This window comes from Comamonas squillarum (assembly GCF_025309455.1).
Lineage (GTDB): Bacteria > Pseudomonadota > Gammaproteobacteria > Burkholderiales > Burkholderiaceae_C > Comamonas > Comamonas squillarum.
Genome location: NZ_CP104377.1, coordinates 1642865 through 1666441 on the forward strand (window position 1 = coordinate 1642865; position 23577 = coordinate 1666441).

The 23577-nt window shown below is 61.5% G+C and carries 23 protein-coding genes; 13 read left to right on the forward strand and 10 right to left on the reverse strand.

The features are described 5' to 3' along the window. Positions 1 to 111 precede the first annotated feature (111 nt). On the forward strand, positions 112 to 867 hold the full coding sequence (locus tag N4T19_RS07570; protein WP_021026374.1) for an SDR family oxidoreductase: 756 nt from the start codon (positions 112 to 114) through the stop codon (positions 865 to 867). A 154-nt stretch (positions 868 to 1021) separates the two neighbouring features. Here the strand turns inward: N4T19_RS07570 and N4T19_RS07575 are convergent, their stop codons facing one another. The 3 genes from N4T19_RS07575 to N4T19_RS07585 all read right to left on the reverse strand — a co-directional run bounded on the left by N4T19_RS07575 (position 1022) and on the right by N4T19_RS07585 (position 3840). Further along, on the reverse strand, positions 1022 to 1930 hold the full coding sequence (locus N4T19_RS07575; RefSeq protein WP_116924306.1) for an ABC transporter permease: 909 nt from the start codon (positions 1928 to 1930) through the stop codon (positions 1022 to 1024). 20 nt (positions 1931 to 1950) lie between these two features. Next, a complete protein-coding gene (locus N4T19_RS07580; RefSeq protein ID WP_260719790.1) occupies positions 1951 to 2811 on the reverse strand; it encodes an ABC transporter ATP-binding protein in 861 nt (286 codons plus the stop codon). Between the two features lie 72 nt (positions 2812 to 2883). Beyond that, a complete protein-coding gene (locus N4T19_RS07585) occupies positions 2884 to 3840 on the reverse strand; it encodes an ABC transporter substrate-binding protein (RefSeq protein ID WP_182345754.1) in 957 nt (318 codons plus the stop codon). A gap of 255 nt (positions 3841 to 4095) precedes the next feature. Between N4T19_RS07585 and N4T19_RS07590 the strand changes: the two genes are divergently transcribed. Continuing rightward, positions 4096 to 4776: a response regulator transcription factor gene (locus N4T19_RS07590; RefSeq protein WP_021026369.1), complete on the forward strand. Its 681-nt coding sequence runs from the start codon at positions 4096 to 4098 to the stop codon at positions 4774 to 4776. Then, complete coding sequence (locus tag N4T19_RS07595) at positions 4777 to 6264, forward strand: sensor histidine kinase (protein WP_260719792.1); 1488 nt, start codon at positions 4777 to 4779, stop codon at positions 6262 to 6264. Here the strand turns inward: N4T19_RS07595 and N4T19_RS07600 are convergent. Then, entirely contained in the window at positions 6261 to 7190 is a 930-nt protein-coding gene (locus tag N4T19_RS07600; RefSeq protein WP_260719793.1) for a LysR family transcriptional regulator, read from the reverse strand. The genes N4T19_RS07595 and N4T19_RS07600 overlap by 4 nt on opposite strands. Before the next feature lie 142 nt (positions 7191 to 7332). Here N4T19_RS07600 and N4T19_RS07605 point away from each other — a divergent pair, with 142 nt between their 5' ends. Together N4T19_RS07605 and N4T19_RS07610 are read left to right on the forward strand one after the other, a co-directional pair. Further along, positions 7333 to 8316 carry a DUF1852 domain-containing protein gene (locus tag N4T19_RS07605; RefSeq protein WP_116924311.1) on the forward strand — a complete coding sequence of 328 codons (984 nt, stop codon included), beginning with the start codon at positions 7333 to 7335 and terminating at the stop codon, positions 8314 to 8316. Between the two features lie 123 nt (positions 8317 to 8439). Next, positions 8440 to 9465: a methionine synthase gene (locus tag N4T19_RS07610; protein ID WP_260719794.1), complete on the forward strand. Its 1026-nt coding sequence runs from the start codon at positions 8440 to 8442 to the stop codon at positions 9463 to 9465. A 176-nt stretch (positions 9466 to 9641) separates the two neighbouring features. On the opposite strand, the gene N4T19_RS07615 is transcribed toward N4T19_RS07610, so the two are convergent. Beyond that, the gene (locus N4T19_RS07615) at positions 9642 to 9950 is read right to left on the reverse strand and encodes a DUF4236 domain-containing protein (RefSeq protein WP_260719795.1); all 309 of its coding nucleotides are present in this window, start codon (positions 9948 to 9950) and stop codon (positions 9642 to 9644) included. A gap of 395 nt (positions 9951 to 10345) precedes the next feature. Here N4T19_RS07615 and N4T19_RS07620 point away from each other — a divergent pair, with 395 nt between their 5' ends. The 4 genes from N4T19_RS07620 to N4T19_RS07635 are packed head-to-tail and all read left to right on the forward strand — an operon-like array spanning position 10346 to position 14298. Beyond that, entirely contained in the window at positions 10346 to 10714 is a 369-nt protein-coding gene (locus N4T19_RS07620) for a hypothetical protein (RefSeq protein WP_133858345.1), read from the forward strand. 16 nt (positions 10715 to 10730) lie between these two features. Next, on the forward strand, positions 10731 to 11405 hold the full coding sequence (locus tag N4T19_RS07625) for a vWA domain-containing protein (RefSeq protein ID WP_260719796.1): 675 nt from the start codon (positions 10731 to 10733) through the stop codon (positions 11403 to 11405). After that, on the forward strand, positions 11402 to 12352 hold the full coding sequence (locus tag N4T19_RS07630) for a PP2C family serine/threonine-protein phosphatase (protein WP_260719797.1): 951 nt from the start codon (positions 11402 to 11404) through the stop codon (positions 12350 to 12352). Before N4T19_RS07625 ends, N4T19_RS07630 begins: the two co-directional genes overlap by 4 nt. Further along, complete coding sequence (locus N4T19_RS07635) at positions 12349 to 14298, forward strand: helix-hairpin-helix domain-containing protein (RefSeq protein ID WP_260719798.1); 1950 nt, start codon at positions 12349 to 12351, stop codon at positions 14296 to 14298. The genes N4T19_RS07630 and N4T19_RS07635 overlap by 4 nt, the downstream gene beginning before the upstream one ends. 114 nt (positions 14299 to 14412) lie before the next feature. On the opposite strand, the gene N4T19_RS07640 is transcribed toward N4T19_RS07635, so the two are convergent. The 4 genes from N4T19_RS07640 to N4T19_RS07655 all read right to left on the reverse strand — a co-directional run bounded on the left by N4T19_RS07640 (position 14413) and on the right by N4T19_RS07655 (position 18628). Then, a complete protein-coding gene (locus N4T19_RS07640) occupies positions 14413 to 15504 on the reverse strand; it encodes an NAD(P)H-dependent flavin oxidoreductase (protein WP_260719799.1) in 1092 nt (363 codons plus the stop codon). 2 nt (positions 15505 to 15506) lie between these two features. Beyond that, on the reverse strand, positions 15507 to 16502 hold the full coding sequence (locus N4T19_RS07645) for a tripartite tricarboxylate transporter substrate binding protein (protein WP_260719800.1): 996 nt from the start codon (positions 16500 to 16502) through the stop codon (positions 15507 to 15509). Positions 16503 to 16584: 82 nt separating this feature from the next. Next, complete coding sequence (locus N4T19_RS07650) at positions 16585 to 17739, reverse strand: acyl-CoA dehydrogenase family protein (protein WP_260719801.1); 1155 nt, start codon at positions 17737 to 17739, stop codon at positions 16585 to 16587. Positions 17740 to 17788: 49 nt separating this feature from the next. Then, on the reverse strand, positions 17789 to 18628 hold the full coding sequence (locus tag N4T19_RS07655; RefSeq protein ID WP_232539384.1) for an IclR family transcriptional regulator: 840 nt from the start codon (positions 18626 to 18628) through the stop codon (positions 17789 to 17791). 127 nt (positions 18629 to 18755) lie between these two features. Here N4T19_RS07655 and N4T19_RS07660 point away from each other — a divergent pair, with 127 nt between their 5' ends. From N4T19_RS07660 to N4T19_RS07670, 3 genes are all read left to right on the forward strand, one after another. Next, positions 18756 to 19973 (forward strand): CaiB/BaiF CoA transferase family protein, encoded by a 1218-nt coding sequence (locus N4T19_RS07660; protein ID WP_182342409.1) that lies wholly within the window; start codon positions 18756 to 18758, stop codon positions 19971 to 19973. A gap of 150 nt (positions 19974 to 20123) precedes the next feature. Next, positions 20124 to 21125 carry a YhdH/YhfP family quinone oxidoreductase gene (locus tag N4T19_RS07665; protein WP_182342412.1) on the forward strand — a complete coding sequence of 334 codons (1002 nt, stop codon included), beginning with the start codon at positions 20124 to 20126 and terminating at the stop codon, positions 21123 to 21125. 54 nt (positions 21126 to 21179) lie between these two features. Then, complete coding sequence (locus tag N4T19_RS07670; RefSeq protein WP_116924318.1) at positions 21180 to 21587, forward strand: hypothetical protein; 408 nt, start codon at positions 21180 to 21182, stop codon at positions 21585 to 21587. Here the strand turns inward: N4T19_RS07670 and N4T19_RS07675 are convergent. After that, positions 21580 to 23187, reverse strand: coding sequence for a hypothetical protein (locus tag N4T19_RS07675; RefSeq protein WP_260719802.1), 1608 nt, complete (start codon positions 23185 to 23187; stop codon positions 21580 to 21582). The genes N4T19_RS07670 and N4T19_RS07675 overlap by 8 nt on opposite strands. On the opposite strand from N4T19_RS07675, the gene N4T19_RS07680 reads away from it, so the two are divergent. Continuing rightward, positions 23163 to 23561, forward strand: coding sequence for a hypothetical protein (locus N4T19_RS07680; RefSeq protein ID WP_260719803.1), 399 nt, complete (start codon positions 23163 to 23165; stop codon positions 23559 to 23561). The two genes, N4T19_RS07675 and N4T19_RS07680, sit on opposite strands and share 25 nt — an antisense overlap. Positions 23562 to 23577 lie beyond the last annotated feature (16 nt).

Here is a 23577-nt window from a genome sequence, read left to right on the forward strand (position 1 = left end):
AATATTGGAACAATGATATCCACTTTACCCGTCTACCGAAAACTTTGTTCCACCTGCATCATTACATCACTGCGACGAACGGTTCGGCGCACACCTCAAGGAGTAGGAAAAATGGAACGCAAGTTTGACAACAAGGTCGTCGTAGTCACCGGTGGCACCAGCGGTATTGGCCTGGCCACCGCCAAGAAATTTGCCAGCGAAGGCGCCTATGTGTTTGTCACCGGCCGCCGCCAGCAAGAGCTGGACAAGGCCGTCCAGGCGATTGGCCCCCGCGCCACCGGTGTGCGGGCCGACATGTCCCAACTGGCCGACATTGACCGCCTCTACGACGCCGTGCAGCAAAGCCATGCGCAAATCGATGTGCTCTACGCCAATGCCGGCGGTGGCTCGATGCTGCCCCTGGGCGCCATCACCGAGGAGCACTTTGATGCCACCTTTGGCACGAATGTGAAGGGCCTCGTGTTTACCGTGCAAAAGGCTTTGCCGCTGCTGCGCGATGGCGCCTCCGTCGTGCTGACCGGCTCGGTCGTCGGCTCCACCGGCACCGCCGCCTTCAGCATCTACAGCGCCTCCAAGGCCGCCGTGCGCAATCTCGCCCGCAGCTGGACCTTGGATCTGAAGGAGCGCGGCATCCGCGTCAATGTCGTCAGCCCCGGCCCCATCCGCACCCCTGGCCTGGTCGAGCTGGCTGGCAACGATGCCGCGCAGCAACAAGGCCTGCTGGACTATATGGCCAGCCAGGTGCCGATCGGCCGCGTCGGCGAAGTCGATGAAATCGCGGATGCGGTGCTGTTCCTGTCTTCGCCACAGGCCAAGTTCATCGCCGGCACCGAGCTGTTTGTCGATGGGGGGATGGCGCAGGTTTGAGGCAAGCTGACGAATCCACGCCCAGACAAAAAAATGCCAGCTCGGTTGGCGGAGCTGGCTGAAGGCCGGTAAGCGAGAGAGCGCTTGGTCCACCGGCGAGGAGACAGGCAAGCGGGCACGGGGCTCGCTTGCGTATGGATCAAAGGTCAGGGCATCAGAAGGCAGCAGGGCGCCATTTGAGCAGGCGTTTTTCCAGGCGGGTCAGCAAGAAGTCGGCGCCCAGGGCCACCACCGCCAGCACGATCATTGCGGCGAACACGCCACTGGCGTTGAACGCGCCCTGCGCGGTGGAGATCAGCAGGCCGATGCCTTCCTTGGCGCCAAGGAACTCGCCCACCACGGCGCCGACCAGCGCAAAGCCAAAGCTCACATGCAGGCTGGCCAGAATCCAGGACATAGCCGATGGAATCACCACCGACAGGGTGACCTGGCGCGGCGATGCACCCAGAATCTGCGCATTGGCGATCATGTACTTGTCGGCTTCACGCACGCCCTGGAAGGCATTGGCAAACACCACAAAGAAGACCATCACGACGGCCAGCGCCACCTTGGACGCCATGCCCAGGCCCAGCGCAATCACGAACACCGAGCCCAGCACCACGCGGGGGATGGAGTTGGCGATCTGGATGTAGAGGGAGAACACATCGGACAGCAGCTTGTTGCGGCCCAGCACAATGCCGCAGATCACACCGGCAATCGAGCCGATCAGAAAGCCGATGACCGTTTCTTCCAAGGTGACCAGCACCTGCTGCCACAGCGGGCCTTGCGATGTGCCATCGCGCATCCATTCGACAATCTGGTTCCAGATCATCGAAGGCATCGAGTAGAAGAAGGGGTCGATCCACTGCATACGGGCCGAGACTTCCCAGCCGCCGAGGACCAGCACCAGCACCAAGAGGCGCAGGCCGATGATGACGGCCTTGCGGCGCTTGATGGCCGCCTGCGCGGCGACTGATTCCTGCGCGAGCGCAGCATCGCTTACGGCAGCGGGGGTGTGGTCTGCTGCGGCCGATGCGGGTACCGAACTGCGCGCGGCGTTGGGGTTCAGGGTGAGTTCAGACATGGTGTGTTCCTTGCCTTGGTTTACTGGATATGGACTTCTTCGCGCAGGTCATCCCAGATGCGCATGGACAGGTCGATGAACTGCGGGTCGTAGCGCACCTCGCTCATCACGCGGGGGCGCGGCAGGTCGATCTCGTAGACGCGCTTCAAGGTGGCAGGGCGGGCTGTCAGCACAAACACGCGGTCGGCCAGCGCAATGGCTTCCTCCAAATCATGGGTCACAAACACCACCGAGCCGCCGGACGCCGACCACAGGCGCAGCAGCTCGTCCTGCATCAGGGTGCGGGTCTGCATGTCCAACGCCGAGAAGGGCTCGTCCATCAGCAGGATTTCTGGCTGGTTGATAAAGGTCTGCGCCAGCGCCACGCGCTTGCGCATGCCGCCCGAGAGCTGGTGCGGGTAGTGGTTGCCAAAGTTGGCCAGGCCCACGCGGTGGATCCACTCATCGGCGAGCTTGAGCGCCTGCGCACGCGGCGTGCCGCGAAAGATGGGGCCGGCGGCCACGTTGTCGCGCACCGATTTCCAGGGGAAGACGGCATCGGCCTGGAACACAAAGCCGATGCGCGGATCGATCTGCTCTACCTTCTTGCCCATCACGCGCACCTCACCCACTGTCGGCTGCAGCAGGCTGGTGATCAGGTTCAAGGTGGTGGATTTGCCGCTGCCGGTGGGGCCGACGATGGCGATGAATTCGCCCCTGGCCACCGACATCGAAAAATTGCGCAGCGCGAGGGTCGCTGTGCCATCTGGCGCAATAAAGCGCAGCGACACCTTGTCGAATTCAATGGCCGCATCGGCTGGGGGTGCAGAGGTTGCAGCATTTTTGGGCTGCAGAGAACTGGACGGCGCCTGGCCGGCAACCGCCTGGGTGGCATAGGACATGGTGGTCTTCCCTGTGGGTGTGAATTGCGGGCAGCACGGCCTGGCCGCGCTGCTGGCCGGGTTGCGCTGCTTTTACTTGGCGCTCAAGTAGGCGTTGGAATAGGTCTTGGCCAGGTCAATGTGCGCGCTCTTCACATTGGGCTTGTAGGCCGACAAAACCTTGAGCACGGTCTCTGGGCCGCCTTCGGGCATCTTGCCGTCCTTGGTGTACATCGGCAGCGAGGCCTTCAGCGCCGCCACATACAGCTCCTTGTCATTGCCGTAGTAGTCCTTGGGCATCTTGTCGGCAATCTCTTCGGCGCTATGGCTGCTGATGTACTGCATGGTCTTGCCAAAGGCGCGCGCCAGCTTGGCCGCCTGGTCCTTGTGGCTGGCGGCCCATTCGTTGCGCACATACAGGCTGGCGGCAGGGTAGAGGCCGCCCAGTGCGGCCTGGGTGCCCTCTTCGCTGCGCATATCCACCAGCACCTTGGCGTCGCCGGTCTTGAGCATTTGCGACACGGTCGGCTCGGTGGTCATGCCCGCCTGGATGCGGTCCTGCTTCATGCCGGCGATAAAGGAGTTGCCAGCGCCCACGGGCAGCAGCGAGTAGTCCTTGCTGGCCACGCCTTCCTTGTCGACCAGGTAGCGGGTGAGGAACTCGGTGGAAGAGCCCAGGCCGGTGACGCCCAGGGTCTTGCCCTTGGCATCGGCCATTGATTTGAAGCCGCCTGCCGCTGCCTTGGTGGACACCAGCTCGACCTCACCGGGCACCTTGCAGAACACCGCAATGGCCTGGATCTCCTTGCCCTTGGCCTGCAGGTCGATGGTGTGGTCGTAGAAACCCACCACGCCTTGCACGGCACCGGCGATCAGCTGGTTTTCTGCATCCACGCCGGCAGGCTGCGATTGCAGCTCGACCTTCAGGCCCTCTTCCTTGAAGTAGCCCAGCGACTCGGCCAGCTTGGCGGGCAGGTAGATGATCTTGTTGATGCCGCCCACCATGATGGTGACGGTGTCGTCTGCCGCCTGGGCAGCCGTGCTGGCCATGCAGCAGACAGCAGCAGCGGCGATGGCTGCCAGGGCATGGCGGCGGGTAGTGTGGAACTTGGTCATGCAGTGTCTCCTTGAAGTTGTGGTCCTGGCATCTGCAGTGGTGGCTCCCCGAGCTGGGCGACCGCATAATGCACCGGATAGGAACAGAGTCTAGAAACTGCACCCTTTCAGTGCGCTTTCGCTGCACTGCAGCATTTTTAGTGGTTATCCCTGATCTATTTGCGGGCGCCCGGCGTCCCACCTCCTCCGATGAAGATCCTTCTGGTCGAAGACAACCTGGAACTGGCCCAGTCCCTGGCCGAGCTGCTGCGCCAGCATGCTTTTGTGGTGGACCATGTGGACCGTGGCGATGCGGCTGACCAGCTGCTGAGCCAATCGCACTACGACTTGCTGCTGCTGGACCTGAACCTGCCCCAACTGAGCGGCAAGGCCTTGCTGCGCCGCCTGCGTGAGCGGGGGGACAGCCTGCCGGTGATTGTGCTGACGGCCAGCGATTCGCTCGACCAGAAGGTGCTGTGCCTGGAAATTGGCGCCGATGACTACCTGGTCAAACCGGTGGAGGTGCGCGAGTTGCTGGCCCGCATGCAGGCCATTGCGCGGCGCCAGATGCCCGGGCGCGAAAACCAGGTGCGCTGCGGCAACCTGCAGCTGGACTTGCGCACGCGCCTGTTCAGCGTGGCGGGCGAAGAGCTGGCCCTGCCCCCGCGCGAGCGCAGTGTGCTCGAAGCGCTGATGCTGCAAAACGGCAGCGCCCTGCCCAAGCAGCGGCTGATGGATGTGATCTACGGCATGGACGAAGAGGCCAGCGCCGATGCGGTGGACCTGTATGTGCACCGCCTGCGCAAGAAGCTGCAGGCCAGCGACACCACCATCATGACCTTGCGCGGCGTGGGCTACCTGCTCAAGCAAAAACTGGCCGGCGGGGACTGAATGCTGCACAGCCTGCGCGCACGCCTGGCCCTGTGGCTGCTGCTGCCGCTGGCGGTGCTGGTGGGCCTGTGCGGCTGGTTTGCCCATGAGCACGCCGAGGACGCGGCCGACTATGTGCAGGACCATGACCTGCTGTCCTCGGCCAAGATCCTGGCTGACCGCCTGATCTGGGAAGACGGCGATGTGCGCGCCAGCGTGCCGCCGTCGGCGCTCAGCCTGTTCATGTCACCGGCGCGCGACCATGTCTACCTGAGCGTGATGGATGCGCAAGGCCAGTTGCTGGCGGGCCAGCAGAATTTTCCGCAGCCGCCAAAGCTGCAGCTGAGCGGCAGCGACAACGCCCAGTGGTATGACGCCGTCTGGCAAGGCCAGCCGATCCGCGCCGTCATCACGCGCCGGGCTATGTACGACGTGGCGGGCGCGCGCGAGATCACCATCCTGGTTGGCAAAACCACGCACAGCCGCGACAACATGGTGCAGACCTTGTGGTGGCCGACGATGGAATACCTGCTCTTGGCACTGGCCGTGGCCGTGCTGGTGAGCGCCACCGCCTTGACCCTGGAGCTGCGCGCGCTGCTGCGCATGGCGCGCCAGCTGGCCGAGCGCCCGGCCCGGGATCTGGATTTTCACCTCGACTCGCGCCAGATCCACCAGGAGCTGCGGCCGCTGACCGATACCGTCAACCAGTTTGCCCGCACCATCCGCGCCCAGGTGGCGCGCCAGCGCCAGTTCATCTCGGATGCGGCGCACCAGCTGCGCACGCCGCTGGCCATCCAGGCCCATACCTTGGAGCAGGCGCTGGGCCAGACCCCTGCCGAGTTGGCCGCCCTCTCGGTCGCGCAGCGCCTGGCTGTGCTGCAGCGGCTGCAGCGCAGCAACCAGCAGTTGCTCAATGTGGCCAACCAGCTGCTGACCCTGGCGCAGGCCGAGGCCGGCAGCGCCGCGCATGCCGCCCAAGCGCCGCAGTGGCTGGACCTGCGCGCACTGTGCCTGCAGTGCCTGGAAGCCTTGGCGCCAGCGGCCGACCTCAAGCAGATCGACCTGGGCTGGGACGAAAGCGAAGCGCCTGCTGCTGCAGCAGCAGATGCTGCCAAGCCCTCAGCCGATGCACATGCGTTTTCGCTGTACACCAGCAGCCGTCTGCTGCCCGAGCTGATTGCCAACCTGGTGGACAACGCGATCCGCTACACGCCGCCGCAAGGCCAGGTGACCTTGGGCCTGGAGGCCAGCGCCGACAGCCTGCTGCTGTGGGTGCAAGACAATGGCCCGGGCATACCCGCGCAAAGCCGCGATCGGGTGCTGGAGCGTTTTTACCGCCTGACCAACGACACGCCTGGCACCGGCCTGGGGCTGGCGATTGTGCAGGAGGTGACACGCGCAACGGGCGCCCACCTGCAACTGGCCGATGCCCAGCAGCGCTATACGCCACCCTTTGGCCCGGGCCTGCGCATCAGCGTGCGTTTTGCGCGAACGGCAGGCCAGGACTAAGCCAGGAGAGGTGTCGTGGCGAGTGTGGCGGCCGGTGTGGCAGCACCAGGCTGGCTCGCCAGCGCGATAAAGGCGCGCACATAGTCGATGGCCGTATCCGATTCGCGCGCCCCCAGAAAGATCTGCTTGGCAATGCCGCGCGGGCCCAGCCGCACGGGCACCACGTCCATCTTGGCAGCGTACTCCTCCACCAGCCAGCGCGGCAGCGCCGCCACGCCCCGGCCGCTGGCGACCATCTGCACCATGATGTCGGTGGTCTCGATGGCCTTGTGGCGCCGGGGCGTGATGCCGGCGGGCAGCAGGAACTGGTTGTAGATGTCGAGCCGCTCGATATCGACCGGGTAGCTGATCAGCACCTCTTGCGCGAGCTGCTGGGGCTTCACATAGGCGGCAGATGCCAGCGCATGGCCCCGGGGCACGACCAGCACCTGCTCGTAGTCAAACACCGGCTCAAACTGCAGCCCGGGTTTGAACAGCGGATCGGGCGTGACCAGCAGGTCGATCTCATAGCCAAACAACGCGCCAATGCCGCCGAACTGGAATTTTTGCTTCACATCCACCTCGACATCGGGCCAGGCAGCCAGGTAGGGCGAGACGACCTTGAGCAGCCACTGGTAGCAGGGGTGGCATTCCATGCCAATGCGCAGCGCGCCGCGCTCGCCCTGGGCAAACTGGCCCAGGCGCTCTTCGGCCAGGTCCAGCTGCGGCAGCACGCGGTTGGCCACCGCCAGCAGGTACTGGCCGGCCTGCGTCAGCCTCAGGCTGCGGCCTTCGCGCAGCCATACCTCCGTGCCCAGCTGGTGCTCCAGCTTTTTCATGCTGTGGCTCAGCGCCGATTGGCTGAGATGGAGCACGCTGGCAGCGGCGGTGAGCGAGCCTTGCTTTTCGACCTGCTGGACGATGCTGAGGTGGATACGTTCCAACATTCAAATGAACCACATTCATGGATTTATGAGATAAAACCATTTTACTTCATGAATAACCCGCTCTAACATCCGGCCCATCGACCTGAGCAGCGTGCTATGCCCAAGGCAGCTCAGGTCCCCTGCATTCAATGATCGGACCCCCATGAGCAGCGACATCAGCTTCACCATCCAGCGCCTGCGCTTTGACGAACACTACCAGCCCTCCGACAGCACGCGTATCACCACCAACTTTGCCAATCTGGCCCGGGGCCAGAGCCGGCAGCAGAACCTGCGCAACACCTTGCGGATGATCGACAACCGCTTCAACGAGCTGGCCCATTGGGACAACCCCAGCGCTGACCGCTATGCGGTGGAGCTGGACATCGTCACGGTGGAAATGCAGCTGGGCGCGCAGCGCAGCCAGGAAACCTTTCCGCTGATCGAGATGCTGCAGACCCATATCCTGGACAAGCAGACGGGCCAGCGCACGGCCGGCATTGTGGGCAACAACTTCTCGTCCTATGTGCGCGACTACGACTTCAGCGTGCTGCTGCCGGCGCACAACCTGGACCGGGCCGGCTTCAGCACCCCGGCGCATTTTGGTGAGCTGCATGGCAAGCTGTTCAAGGCTTTTGCGGGCTCCAGCACCTACCGCGACAACTTCAGCAAGCCGCCGGTGATCTGCATCAGCGCATCGACCAGCAAGGTCTACCAGCGCAGCGGCAACCAGCACCCGGTGCTGGGCATCGAGTACCAGCAAAACGAGCTGTCGTCGACCGACCAGTACTTTGCCAAGATGGGGATGCAGGTGCGCTTTTTCATGCCCGCCAACAGCGTTGCGCCGCTGGCCTTTTACTTTGATGGCGACCTGCTGGGCGACTACAGCAGCCTGGAGCTGATTGCCACCATCAGCACGATGGAGACCTTCCAGAAGATCTACCGCCCGGAGATCTACAACGCCAATGCCGCCGCCGGCGCGCGTTACCAGCCGAGCCTGAAGCACGAGGATTACTCGCTGACGCAGATCGTCTACGACCGCGAAGAGCGCAGCCAGCTGGCCATCCAACAAGGCCGGTTTGCCGAGGAGCATTTCATCAAGCCCTACCAGGGTGTTCTGCAAGCCTGGGCGGCCCAGGCCAGCGTTTGACCACTTCCAGACTGGCATTGCTGCTTGCGCGCATGTCACCTACGCAACCCCCTTGTGCAGCGGCGTGCGCACAATGCCTTGCACGCCAACCTGCCCCCCCATATTTGAAAAAGGAAATCTCTGATGTTTGAAACCTCCATTGCCGGCAGTCTGCCCAAACCCGCCTGGCTGGCCGAAACCAACAAGCTCTGGCCCCAGTGGATGGCAGAAGGCGATGCACTGCGCCAAGCCAAGGCCGATGCGACCTTGCTGTGGATCAAGGCCCAGGAGGACGCCGGTCTGGACATCGTGGGCGACGGCGAGCAGGCGCGCCAGCACTTTGTGCATGGCTTTCTGGAGCAGGTCGAAGGCATCGACTTCGACAACAAGGTGAAGATGGGCATCCGCGACAACCGCTACGACGCGATGGTGCCGCAGGTGGTAGCCGCCCTGCGCCTCAAGGGCCGTGTGCATGCGTTTGAAGCGCAGCTGACGCGCGCCCACACGAAGAAAAAGCTCAAGTTCACCCTGCCCGGCCCGATGACGATTGTGGACACCGTGGCGGACCGCTTCTATGGCGACAAGGTAAAGATGGCCATGGCCTTTGCCGAGCTGCTGAACCAGGAAGCGCTGGCCCTGCAGGCCGATGGCGTGGACATCATCCAGTTCGATGAACCGGCCTTTAACGTCTACATGAAGGACGCAGCGGACTGGGGCGTGCAGGCGCTCGAGCGCGCAGCGCAGGGCCTCAGCTGCACCACCGCCGTGCACATCTGCTACGGCTACGGCATCAAGGCCAATACCGACTGGAAGAGCACGCTGGGCGACGAATGGCGCCAGTACGAGACGGTGTTCCCGGCGCTCGCGCGCAGCAGCATCGACCAGGTGAGCCTGGAGTGCATCCACTCCCATGTGCCGCCTGACCTGATGAAGCTGCTGGCCGGCAAGGATGTCATGGTGGGGGTGATCGATGTGGCGAGCGACACCATCGAGACGCCCGAGGAAGTAGCCGACACCATTGCCCGCGCGCTGGAATTTGTGCCCGCGGACCGCCTCTTCCCCTGCACCAACTGCGGCCTGGCACCCATGTCGCGCGACGTGGCCTGGGGCAAGCTCAAGGCACTGGCGGCGGGCTCCCAGCTGGCAAAGGAGCGGCTGGCTGCTGCTTGATAAGTGAGTTGCGTCATCCAGCAGTAAATAGTTAATACGGTAGCGTCCGGCCCCCAATGACGGCTGACGCCTGCCGACATATTGCTAAAGGAGTACCCATTAGAACTTCGCCCTAGAGCCTACGCTGATGGATACCCATGGGACCTTTCGGGCTGACACTGCTGGCCTCCCTTATCTCATCTCAAATTGGCAACAACAAAAAATGCGGCTAGTGCAGCCGCGATGCCCAAACCCGATAACAAGATCCAGGCCAGCAACCGAATCAGCTTTCGGGTGCGGCGATGTGACACTGATCCATTCAAATCCAATATCTGTCCTGAGCATGACAAGCCCGTTCCCCGAAGACCAGCATTGAGCCGTACTTTGCCACCTCGAAAGTTGATGGTGGTGCCTTTTCGCCCTACCGATGTACTAATTCCCGACTTGCTCACATTGAGCCAGACGCCGGGTAAGAGCTTGATCCGCCTTTGAAATCTCCAACGCATTGCTATCCCTTTCACAGGCGGACTAATCAATGGCCGGTCGGGAATTAGTTCAACCGCGCCTCCCCCCGCTCAATTACCAACCATCACACATTGCACATTTTGCTACATAATCGAAGGTATTTCGATAGGGCTTTTTGCTCAGATTGGGGGACGTGGTGGCTCGGAAAAAGACGGATGACGGTTTTTTGGTGGGCGTCGGGTTGCTTGTAGGAGCCGTACTCTCAATGGCTCCATTCGCATTGTTGTATCTCGGGTGCCGTACAGGACCCAGACTGACCACTCACATTGACGACTACGCCCTCACCTCTGATGAGGCGCAGAGATTGCAGCACATCAGCGCCCGCGCAACTTCATTGCATGCAACACACCAAGGATATCTTTCCCAAGGGCTGACGATGACCAAATCCGGCGAGTTCGACCGCCGCTCAAGAGCGGGCAAAATCGCGTATGACGTAAATGCTCAGCTCAGTGACGCGATTGACGAATGTCAAGATTTGCAGGAGCTTCCGCTTAATCGTCTGTCGTCCGCTATTGGTTTTGTGAAGCTGCGTGACTCAGCTCGCTTCGCGATTCTTGGTTTCATCGCTTGGTTCATCTATGCCGCAATACATCTTCTGAACAAGGACTTCGGATGGATGAGTGCGTACTTCGCATCTTCAGCAGTCAGTCTCGGCGTATTTGCGGTCGCCTGGATCTGGTTCACCATTTATTACTGGGCCAGCTTCTCCCAGTTACGCAGCCAACTCAAGACCCAATCAACTTAAATTTCACGGTATAGCAATGATCGACCAAATCACCTTTAACGACTTCACCCCGAAAGGCGACGACTTCGCGGACAACCCAGAACCCCGATGCCCGTGCGTACTGCTGCTTGATGTATCTGGATCCATGAATGGTCGCCCACTTGACGAGCTGAACGCTGGACTTCAAGTATTCCGAGAAGAGTTGCACTCTGACTCACTTGCCATGAAGCGGGTAGATGTCGCTATTGTGACCTTTGGCCCAGTGAGAACCGAGGTCCCCTTTACCAACGCGTCATCCTTCTTCCCGCCTGCTCTGCGTTCGCAGGGAGACACGCCAATGGGCGGAGCAATCAATACAGCGCTGAACCTGTTGGAAGATCGAAAGCGGGAATACCGTGCCAATGGCATCGCTTACTACAGGCCTTGGGTCTTCCTTATCACTGATGGCGGGCCAACCGATGAGTGGCAATCGGCAGCTGCTGCGGTTCGAGAAGGAGAGGCTTCCAAAAAATTTGCATTTTTCTCAGTCGGTGTTGAGGGAGCAAATATGCAAACGCTGGAGCAGATTTCATCACGCCAGCCACTGCGATTGCAGGGATTGAAGTTCCGCGAGCTATTTAGCTGGCTTTCTGCCTCCATGAGCTCGGTTTCGCGCTCGACGCCAGGAACAGAAGTTGCACTCATTGCGCCCACAGGCTGGGGCGCTGTGTGAGCTGGCTAGTTATCTCAGCATCTGAGGTTGGAACATCCCACACGGCGACTGCAGCTCCATGCCAAGATTCATGTGGAGGTGGAGTCGAGACACTCCACAGCCGTGAGCCGGAGCCGTTGTTATGGCTTTTTGTGGCAGATGGTGCGGGTAGCGCATCTATGGGCGGCGAAGGAGCAGATCTCGCTATCGGAGAAGGTATTCGGTTTGTAACGGAGAAACTTGCTCGCAAGGAGTTCGGTCTAGGTGATACCTTCGCCTGCGACCTCGTTCGCGAAGTTCGTCGCAAATTGCATATCGAAGCTGAAAAGCAAGATAGGCCTGTGCGTGACTACGCTTGTACCTTCCTAGGAATCGTGTCAACCAAAACGGGCACTATCGCTTTCCAAGTTGGCGATGGAGGAATAGTGCTGGACACCGGCGCAGGCTTGGAACTCGCTTTGATTCCCGCACAAGGAGAGTACGCAAACCAAACGTATTTTGTTACCGACGAAGATGCCATCAACCGGCTTCAAAGCAAGGCCTATCCAGACCGTGCGCTAAGAGTGGCTGCTTTCACCGATGGGATCCAGCGTTTGGCGCTCAATATGGCGACTAACAAGCCGCAAGAAAGCTTCTTCACACCCTTTTTCGCGGGCATGTCCAAGGCCAGCTTCGCTCATGAGGATCAATTAGCAGCACTACTTCAGCAGTTCCTCGCAAGCGATCACGTAAATGCGCGCACTGATGATGACAAAACCTTGGCCCTCGCATACTGGAAAGGGCAATGGCCCGAGACCAAGCTAGTGACGTCATTGGACACGCCGCCAGAACCTTCCGAGATAGAAACTGGCCAAGGGGCCTCGGGTTCAAAAGGCCATGTTGATGACGGCCTAGACAAGGAGCTTCCTTGCTCAGCGCAGTCGAATTCATCGTCTGACTCGCCAGCTGAAGGCAATCACGCAGCATGAACCGTACGCTGGTCGACAGCACCGGTCGGCAACTTCGACTCGGGCGCGAACTGGGCAAAGGCGGAGAAGGCTCAGTCTTTGAACTGCCGGACTTGCCTAAACAGGCTGCAAAGCTCTATCACAAGCCACTAGATCTGAAAAAGCAGGCCAAGCTGTCTTTTATGGCCCGCAGCAGTAACCAAGAGCTGGAGCAGTTTACGGCCTGGCCACAGACGACGTTACACGAAACTGCGGGAGGTCCTGTAGTCGGCTTCGTGATGCCGAAAATGTCTAGTAGAGCTGAACTGCACATGGTGTACGGTCCTGCCCATAGAAAGAAAGACTATCCTCGATACGGGTGGGATTTCTTGCTCTTCGTAGCTCGAAACGTCGCGAGCTGTGTGGATGTTGTACACCGTCAGGGACATGTACTAGGGGATGTGAACCAAAGCAGCTTCATGGCTGCAAAGGACAGTACGGTCGTCCTGATCGATACAGATTCCTTTCAGGTGAGCGCCAACGGCACCATGCACATGTGCGAAGTCGGGGTGGCCTATTTCACACCTCCTGAACTTCAAGGCACGACAAGCTTCAAGACAGTTCCACGCACACAAAATCATGACAATTTTGGACTGGCGCTACTGATCTTTCATCTCCTCTTCGGGGGCAGACATCCTTATGCTGGCGTTCCTCTCGCCAAAGGTGCTGGAGATGCATTGGAGAGTGACATCCAGGCTATGCGCTACGCATATGCACGCGATGCCCAACGACGAGGCATCGGTGTTCCTCCGCGCAGCTACCCTATAGACCTATTGCCTCCATCAGCAGAAGCCTTGATGCATGCCGCATTCACTGAGCAAGGAGCCAGCGGCCAACGCCCCACAGCGCGTCAGTGGGTGAATGCACTCGATGAGATCCGCAAATCGCTTCTTAGATGTAGCAAAACCAAGACCCATGCCTATCCGGACCACCTGACAACATGTCCATGGTGTGTGATGGCTAACGATCCATTTCCAGACCCAGACATCCATGTAGGAACAGCAAATCTACCGCTCTTTGATTTCGAAAAAGTCTGGTCACTCATTGACACTTTGAAGCTGACCGGCAACTTCGGCACACTTCCCAACCACACGACGTATACCGCCTCGGCTGCCCCAGCGCGAAAGCATGGGGAGGGGAATCATATGTTGCCCTTAGGCTTAGGCGTGGCAGCGCTATTTCTCGCATCTTTTGTAGCCGGAAAGCCGTGGTTGATATTTGCAGCGCTGGTGGCAGGAATACTGCTTCGCTCAGTTGCCCGAGGGTATGACGGGCGTCCAGAGGTCGTCAAGAGACGCGAAGCAGTTCGAATTGCAGAGGCAGAGTACAAAGCAGCGGTTGCTGCCTTGCACTCTGGAGTGGGCGCAGTGGCCGCAGAATTCCAAAAGCGAAAAGACCACCTCAACCAGGCCGTAAAGTTTTTGCGCCAAATGCCAGCTCGTGCAGCGGATGAAATGCGTAAGCTCGATGGCATGGCGCGCGAGTACCATCTCAGAAAGCATTTAGAGCAGTTCTACATTGATGATGTGCAGATCCGTGGACTCGGACCCGCTCGAAAGGCAGCACTCCAATCCTTTGGTATCGAAACTGCGGCAGAGGTTGTGGAAGCCGATGTGCGACAAGTAAAAGGCTTTGGAGGCGCGCTCACGCAGGCACTGTTGGACTGGCGAGCCTCGCACGAGCGCTCTTTCGTATTCCTGGCACATATGCGGCCACCAGCAAGTGAGATCGCCAAGGTACAACAGAAACAAAATGCGGAGCGCGCGCCCGCCGAGATGCTTCTGCGAAAAGGCCCTGATGTGCTTCGAGGGCTAATATCTGATGCACAGCGTCAACACAGCATGCTTCTTCCTCGTGTGGAGACTGCGGCAAAGTTACTCACCCAAGCGAATGCCGACCTTTCAGAAGCGATCAACGCGATGCAGTGATAAATCTAAGATATATCGACAAGCCAAGGGTGAGGCCTATGCCTAGCCCAGCAGCTCAATTGTCCAGCTACTCATACGCAAACGCACTGAGAAGCTTTATGCATTTTTGCTTAGCTACTTCACAAACCCACTCACCCGCCCCCAGGCCTGGTTCATCTCGGCCACCAGCAGGGTCATCTGCGCGGCAACCGTCGTGCGCGCCTTGATGCCAAACACACTCTGCCCGGCTGCTTCGTAGATCAGCTGGGCATTGTTGTGCTCGTGGATGGAGGCGAACACATCACCGGTCAGCGCCTGCTGCTGGGGCATGCCCAGCGGCGCGGGGGCATCGGCCTCATCCCAGGCATCGATCCAGGCACTGCGCACCACGCGGCAAGGCTTGCCGCTGTGGGCGCGCGAGATGACGGTGTCTTCGCTGCTGCTGGCGATCAGCCGGTCCAGCAACGCAGCGGGCGTGTGGTTCTCTTGCGCGGCCATCCACAAGGTGCCCAGCCAGGCGCCCTGCGCGCCGCTGCAGATGCTGCCCAGCACCTGCGCGCCGGTGGCGATGCCGCCAGCGGCCAGCACCGGCGTGTTCTGTGCCAGCTCCACTACCTGCGGCAGCAGCGACATCGTGCCCACGGTGCCGGTGTGGCCGCCCGCGTCGTAGCCCTGGGCGACGAGCACATCCACCCCCATGTCCAGCGCCTTGCGCGCGTGGCGCAGCGAGCCGATCAGCGAGAACGTGAGCTTGCCTCTGCGCTTGGCCTCGGCAATCAGCTCGGCGCGCAGGCCGATGGCCGTTGCCACCGCGCATGCCTGGGAGTTCAGCACCGCATCGATCTGCGCCTGAAACAGGGCTTCGGAGCGCGCATGGGCGGTAAAAAAGTTCGGCTGGCTGGGCGGCTGGATCGCAAAGCGCTCGCGCAGCCCGGCGACAAACGCCACATGCGCGGGTGGCAGCGCCGCCTGCAGGCTTTGCGGATCAGCCTGCTCTGGCACATGCGCGGGAAGCATCAGGTCAATGCCATAGGGCAGACCTGCCAGGCGCTGCTCCACATCACGCACGATCGCCGGAATATCCTGCGGCGCATCGCGTGCCAGCCCCAGCACGGGAAAGCCGCCGGCCTGGGCAATGGCGACCACGACATCGGGCTCATGCGAGAAGCCAAAGATGGGATGCTGGATGCCCAGGCGCTGGCAAAGAGGTGTTTGAAACTGCGGCATGTTCAGTTGGGCTCAATGCCGGCCTGCTTGATGACCTGGCCCCATTTCTCGCTCTCCTGCGCGATAAAGCTATCGAACTGCTCAGCGTTCTGCAGCGCCAGCTCCATGCCCAGCGATTCGAGCTTGGTCTTGACATCGGGCTGCGCGAGGATCTGCGCAATATCGGCCGACAGCTTGTGCAGCACAGGAGCCGGCGTCTTGGCTGGCGCCACCAAGCCAAACCAGGTGCCCACGTTGTAGTGGGGCAGCTGCGCCGCCTCGGCCACGGTCGGCAGATCGGGCGATGCGCTGGAGCGCTTGGCGGTGGTAACAGCCAGCGCGCGCAGCTTGCCGCTTTTGACATGGGGGATTGCGAGCGCCGAGGTCAGCGGCATCATGTTGACGCGGCCGGAGAGCAGGTCGTTCAAGGCCTCGGACTGGCCTTTGTAGGGCACATGCGCGAGCGAGATATGGGCCTCTTGCGCCAGCAGCTCGCCCGACAGATGGTTGGAGGTGCCCAGGCCGGCAGTGGCATAGGTCAGTGGAGGCTCGCTCTTTTTGGCCAGCGTGACGAACTCGGCCATGGTCTTGGCCGGCAGGCTGGGGTGCACGACGATGATATTGGGCACATAGCCAAAGCCGGCAATCGCCTTGAAGTCGCGCACGGGGCTCCAGCTGATGCTCTTTTGCAGCGCGGGCGCCACCGCATGGCTGGGGCTGACCGCCAGCAGGGTGTAGCCATCAGGCGCCGATTTGGCGACATAGTCGGTGCCGATGGAGCCCCCCGCGCCCGTCTTGTTCTCGACGATAAAGGGCTTGCCATACTGGCTGGAGAGCTTGTCGCTGATGATGCGCGCGACCGAATCGACCACCCCACCCGCCGAGAACGGCACGATGACCTTGACCGGTTTCGTTGGATAGCCTTCCGCCTGGGGCTGCGCCTGCGCAACCGCAGTGACGGCCAGACTGCACGCCAGCAAGGCGCGCGCCGCAGGGGCGAGGGATGGGATGGTCTGCATGGCTGTGTCTCCTGAGAAGGGTGGATTCCGCTGTGGTCTGTCTGCGCTTGTTCTTGTCTCGGCGCGCGTTGGTGGCGGTTTGCTATGGGGTCAGCGCTGCCATCGTGCGTTTGGCGATGTTGGTGATGTGGACCTGGCTCGTGCCTTCATAGAGCCGGAACAGGCGCACATCGCGGTAGAAGCGCTCGGCCACATTGCCGGCCACATAGCCGCTGCCGCCAAAGATCTGCACGGCCCGGTCGGCCACACGGCCGCAGGTCTCGGAGGCAAAGAGCTTGCACATGGAGGCTTCCATGGTCACGTCCTGGCCATCGTCGCGCTTGCGGGCGGTCTCCAGCACCAGTGCGCGGGCGGCATGTACCTCGGTATTGCTTTCGGCAATCAGCTGCTGCACCAACTGGAACTCGCTGATCGGCTGGCCAAACTGATGGCGGCGCTGCGCTTGCAGGGCCATCTCCTGCACCAGGCGGATGGCGGGGCCCACGCAGAGACCGGCCAGGTTGATGCGCTGCTTGTTGAGGGCGCGCATCGCTGTGCGAAAGCCCTTGCCCTCCAGACCACCAACGATGGCGCTTTCATGCACGCGCACCTGGTCCAGCACCACCTCACCGACGGGCGAGCCATGCTGGCCCATCTTGCGCATCGCAGGTGGTGTGGACAGCCCGGGCGTGCCGCGTTCGATCAGAAAGGCGCTGATGCCGTTGGCGCCCTTGCTGCCGGGCTCGGACCGGGCAAACACGGTGAACAGGTTGGCAATCGGCGCATTGGTGATAAAGCACTTGCGCCCGCTGATCACAAAATGCGCACCATCGCGCACAGCGGTGGTCCGCAGCGCGGTGGCGTCCGAGCCAGCTTCGGGCTCGGTCAGCGCAAAGCAGCCGGTCACTTCGCCGCTGGCCAGCAGCGGCAGGTATTGGCGTTTCTGCGCTTCGGTGCCATCGACCACCAGCGACTCCGACGCAATGCCGGTGTTGCCGCCAAAGCGCGCCCGGAAAGCGGTCGCTACCTGCGAGACCTCGATATTGACCAGCGCCAGCTCCTCGGTCGTCAGGCCCGCGCCGCCATAGGCCTCGGGGATGCTGTGGCCAAACAGGCCCAGCTCGCGCATGCGCTGCACCACCGGCTCGGGGATCAGGTCCTGCGCATCGACCTGCACCTCGATCGGCTGGCATTCGTTGCGCAAAAAAACACGCAGCTCGGCCAGCATGGCTTCAAACGTCTGGGGGTCTCGGATCATCACGCTTCTTTCTTGGGGGTGGTGGCCTGGCGCCGGCGGCAGGGCTTGGCTAGCGCATGCCCAGCGCCAGCTCCAGTTGAAAAACGGCATCTTTCAGCAACGGTGCCACCTCGCGGCTGAGCTGGTTCCTGGATGCCCGGTGGGTGGACAAGGTGCAGTTCAGCGCGACGGGCAAGCCGCCCAGGTGGGTGCGCACCGGCACGGCAATCGCATGGATCTCCTTGCGCCAGTCGCCCTTGGAGTGGCAGTAGCCCTCTTCTTGGAAGCGCACTACATCGGCCTGCCAGTGGGGCAGTTGGGCCTCGTACTCGGTACGGTCCTTGACCCGGAGGTAATTGAGGATGGCGCGCTGCTCGGCCGCCGGGCAGGCCAGGATCAGCGCCCGGCCGATGGCGCTGGACAGCAGCGGGCGGGTGGAGCCGATATCGGGCAGGTGCTGGTTGGTGGAATCGGCCCGCACCGAGTCGATATAGACCACCTGGTCGCGGTCGCGCACCCCCATGTTGACGGTGCAGCCAGTGCTGCGCGCCAGCGACTCCATCAGCGGCTTGGCCGCCTGGCGCACGGCCATGCTGGCCAGCAGCGGGTGGCCCAGCGACAGCACGCCCGGGCCCAGCCGGTACTTTTGCAGCTGGCCATCTCGGCTCAGATAGCCCAGCAAGGTGAGCGTATAGGTCAGCCGTGAGACGGTGGGCTTGGGCAGGCCGGTGCGGTCGGCAATCTCCCGGTTGCCCAGCACCGGGCTGGCCGGCGTGAACGCGCGCAGCACCTCCAGACCGCGCGCCAGGTTCATCGAGAACTGGCGGTCTTGCGTGAGGTCATGGGGGCTGACAAGCCCGGGCAGAGGGATGGTGTGCACGGCAGGTTTGGCGGTGGTTCGTGTGGTCATGATTGGGCGGCGGCCTTTCCAGGTCAATCGTTTGAGCCGAGTGTTTCGCTAAGCGAAACATGCTATTGCAGCTGCCCATCCGCTGTGGGACAAAGCGGCTATTGCGCTTACTGCACGAAGAGTTTTCATGACCCACCACAAGACCAAGACCAACCCGGGCTCGCTGGCCGGCGTACGCATTCTGGACATGGCCACGGTGCTGGCTGCGCCCAGTGGCGCGACCATGTGCGCCGACCATGGCGCCGATGTCGTCAAGCTGGAGCTGCCCGATGGCAACGATGCGCTGCGCCACATGCAGCCCATCAAGGATGGATCGCCGCTGTGGTGGAAGGTGGCGAACCGGGGCAAGCGCGGCATCACGCTGGATGTGCGCAAGCCGCAGGGGCGCGAGCTGCTGCTGGCCATGCTGGCGCAGTTCGATGTGCTGGTGGAGAACTTTCGCACCGGCAGCCTGGACCGCTGGGGCCTGGATATTGCCACCCTGCACCGCGCCAATCCGCGCCTTATCGTGGTGCGCCTGACCGGCTTTGGCCAGACGGGGCCCTACAGCGCCCGCGCCGGCTTTGCGCGGGTGTTTGAGGCGATGAGCGGCTTCACCAACCTGACCGCCCCTGCAGGCGGCGCGCCGATGCACAGCAACTACCCGATCGGCGATTCGGTCGCCGGCATCTTTTGCGCGTTCTCGATCGCTGCAGAAATGGCCCGCCTGCGTGCCGACCCCGAGGCGCTGGGCGTGGAGGTGGACCTGTCAGCCACCGAGGCGCTGTTCCGCATTCTGGACCCGCTGCCCGTCGAGCATGAACAGCTGGGCCTGGCCCGGCGCGGCGAAGGCAATCTGGCCACCTACACGGCGCCGTCCAACATGTACCGCAGTGCCGATGGCGTGTTCTTCTCGATGGTGGCGTCATCGCAGGCCGTCTGGCTGCGGCTGTGCAAGGCCATGGACAAGCCCCAGCTGGCAGACGACCCGCGCTTTGGCAGCCTGCCCCAGCGCGTGGCCCATGTGCATGCGCTCGATGCCATCGTCAGCGGCTGGTTTGCCGAGCATGGCTTTGTGCAGATCAGCCAGAAGCTGGAGGCCTGCGAGATTCCGTTCAGCAAGGTCTATGACATCGCCGATATCGAGGCGGACCCGCATTTTCAGGCGCGCGAGGCCATCATCCGCCTGGCCGATGCCGACCATGGCAGCCTGCCTGCGCCCTGCATTGTTCCGCGCATCATCGGCCGCGACATGCCGGTGCCCCGAAGCGGCCCGGCACTGGGCGAGCACAACGCCGAGGTCTATGCCGCCTTCGGCATCTCGGCCGATGAACTGGCACAGCTGCGCGCGCAAGGCGTGGTCTGACCGTATACCTCATTAGAGTCGCTAACACGACCCCGCAAACCGAAGGTTTGCGATTGAGACTAGGCGTCGAGCCGTAGGCAGTACAGTAGTACGACAAGGTTCGGCAACGACGTATCAAGGGTTGTGTTAGCGACTCTTCAGGAGAACTGCATGAACCGCTACCAGGCCATGGTCACGCGCAGCGCGGACCAAGCCATCCACTCCCAGATAGAGACCCTGCAGCGCGGCGAACTTGCGCCCGGCGAAGTGCTGGTCCAGGCCCACTATGCGGGCGTCAACTACAAGGACTGTTTGTCGCTGCATGGGGCCGCCAGGATCATCACGCAGTTTCCCCGGGTGGCAGGGATCGAGGTGGTGGGTGAAGTGCTTGAATCGCGCAGCGAGCAGTTCCGGCCCGGGGACATGGTGCTCAGCCATGGTTTCGGGCGCGGCATGGATGTCGATGGTGGTTTTGCGGAGCTGGTGCAGGCCCCCGCCGAGCACCTGCAAGCCCTGCCCGCAGGCCTGAGCGCTGAGCAGGTCGCCATCCTCGGCGTGCCCGGCTTTACTGCGGCGATGGCGCTGGAGCGCTTTGAGGAGCTGGGCCTCCAGCCTGACAGCGGCCTGGTCGCCATCTCCGGCGCCGGCGGCGCCGTGGGCCGGCTGGCCATCCATATGCTGCACCGGGCCGGTTACCGCACCGCCGCGCTGACCCGCAACCTTGCCAACGAAACGGCACTGCGCGCGCTGGGCGCCAGCCAAGTGATCGACATCAGCCAGGTGGTGGATTCCAAGCGCCCCATCGAAAAGCCGCAGTTCGCTGCCGGCATCGACAACGTGGGCGGCGCGGTGCTGTCATGGATGCTGCGGTCTCTGGCCGATGGCGGCCTGCTGGCCAGTGTGGGCAATGCCTCGGGCAACAGCTTTGACGGCAGCGTACTGCCCTTTATCATGCGCCGCGCCCAGATGTTCGGCATCGTCGCCAACGCCCCTTGGCCGCAGCGGCGCAGGCTGTGGGACAAGCTGGCGGGCGACTGGAAGCCGGACTTTGCCGCGCTGCAATCCGATGTGCACTTTATCGGGCTGGACGACCTGCTGGGGCATGCGGCGCGGCAGCTGGAGGGGGCGACGAGTGGGCGCACGGTGGTGCGGTTTGGGGCGGCGGCCGCATAGGCCAATACCGAGCCTCCGTAGAATGGCCGATTTCAGCGAGTGCTTGGATCTGCGATGAGGGTGGTAGCGCGAAAGGTATTTCCGGACATTCGACTCCCAGTTGGCGAGACCGATGTTTTTGACAACCGTCGCCACGCCGCATCGCTGGAAATCGTCGTGAAAAGTCTGGTGGACAACACCGTCGCTCTGCACATTTCGATCCCACATTACGAAGTGCTGCTGGAGACCGATGAAGGCAACCACAGCGCCTACTGGTGCAGCGGGCAATTCAAAGGCGGCATCGTCTTTGAAATTGCAGCGGGCGGCCTGCTCTCGCGGGAGCAGGCCATGCCAGGTTTACTGACATCGGCCGCGGCCCTTTTAGATGTTCACGAATGGTTTATCGCCACCAGCGGAATTTGCGTTTCGGTGGTTTCAACGACGCAGCCTTTTTGTCTCTTGAAGCCGCACGGCGCTAATTAAGCGGCACCTGGCCCAGGCCCACTAGATTGCCATAGCGGTCACGCAGACGGACGTAAGAGTTGGAAAGGGCAAACGCATCTTGCAGCTCGATCGGACCCGAGGAACCCGATGTACCCGTGGCAGTGGGCCACTGGCATTCGCCTCGCAGCATCTGCGTGTTGAACTGGCACCGCACGGAGCCATCGTCATTGGTCACAAACTCACCCTCTCTGCGATTGAGGGTGACGGTCAAAGGCCTTCCGGCATACGACAAGCCCGGAAAATACCACTCACCAAACAACTGGTCTTCCAGTGTCTGCCAGGGCTGCAGAGGCAAGCGGCGCATCCGTTTGGCGGACTCTCCCGGGAATTGCACCATCGCCTCTGCCAAGCTGCCAGCCGGCATGCCATACCCACCCGTGCGGCCGGAAACCTGTACCATGACCTCGCCTTCGTCCCGTACCAGCTCGCCACTGGACGCGGCACCGCCTACGCTGCGGCCACCCCGGTACTGTTGCAAGCTAAATCGGGCGCTGCTGACATCTCTCAATTCTGGATCGGGTGCGAAGTCGCCCACCCCCATAGCGAAAGTCGGCTGTCCATCGGCCCGGTAAGCAAATACCTGCATGACCATTTTTCCGCCCTGCACATCCAGGCTCACGCCACGCCCAGGCTTGCCCGTCAGCTCATCGTCCATCACCCAGGTGCCATTGCTGGGCTGGTAGGCAGGCCGCTGCGCATAGCCAAAAGTGCCTGGCATAAACGATTCAAGCCCATTGGCGCAGCAGCCGACGATGACACCCCCGCTGTATGGATAATCCGCGCGCGTATTGATGCCCAATAACTGCAATGGCGCAGCACCTTCGGCTTGCAGGCTGACGGCGCCAGCAACTTGAGCGCCCAAGAGGCGGAACTGCGCCTCTTTCACCACGGGTGCTTGCCCAGCATCTGCAGCATTTGCAGCAACGCAGCGGATGCTGTCGCTTGGCGTAGTGAGGCTGCACTCCAGCGTCTCGCTCGTTTGGCCATCGGATAGCGTCAGACGCATGGGTTCGGTGGGACTGGTCTTGAGCATCGCAAACCAGCTTTTCTCGACCTGGCCCTGCGCATTCAATCCAAACCAACGCGCCATCCTTGAAGAAGTCTTCCACTGCTCAGTCTGGTAATAGGCGGCATCTGGCGCGGTAAAAATAAAGCGCTCGATGTCCTTTGCTGGTTCGCCAGGCAGCTGCATGGTTCCCTGCAAGCCATTGCGAAAGCTGAGCTTCACATCGCCAATGCTTTTGTCTTCTTGCGCATCGCGCGGCTCGCTGCCAAAACTGCGGCCTCCTTGGTAGCGCAGCAGCGGGGCTGTGACGGTGTCGCCCTCCATCTGTCCCGTGGCAGCGTAGAAAGTAGCATCGCCATTTTTCTCGTAGCCAAATACCTGCATAAAGAAAGTATTGCCCTGCACATCAATGGCAAAACCTCGGCCTGGTTTGCCATCTACTTCATCGCTGATGACCCAGGTGCCGGCCTGTGGCGTAAAACTGCGTGCTGCCCAGCTGGGAGATAGGGACAGACCCAGTGCAGATACTGCGAGAATGGATGCCAGCTTTGGAATACGCGTTTGGTGTGCCACTTTTTCTCCCTGGATTGAATCATTTTCAGATGCACGTCATTTGTACTTATCACCTCGATGCCAGCGAACCGGACGAAGCTGGATTCCATGACTACCATTATGAGTATTACATCTACCAATTCTCTGAAGGCGATGAGAGTTTTTTTGCGCGCAGCTATACCGATGAGCCCCATGGAGCGCACTTTCTCAATGCAGAAAAAGCCGGTCGATCACGACCATTGACGACCAAGGATTCAGGCGCACCACTTTTCCTGGAAGCACAGGCCTATTTAAGGCAGGCGGGGAAAACCGAGCTGAGCTGGCTCAGCGGTAAGGGCAATGGTTATGAGCCGCTGCAAAATCCCGTGATTCAGGACCCCATCAAACAGCGCTGATGCCTTCGCAAGCACA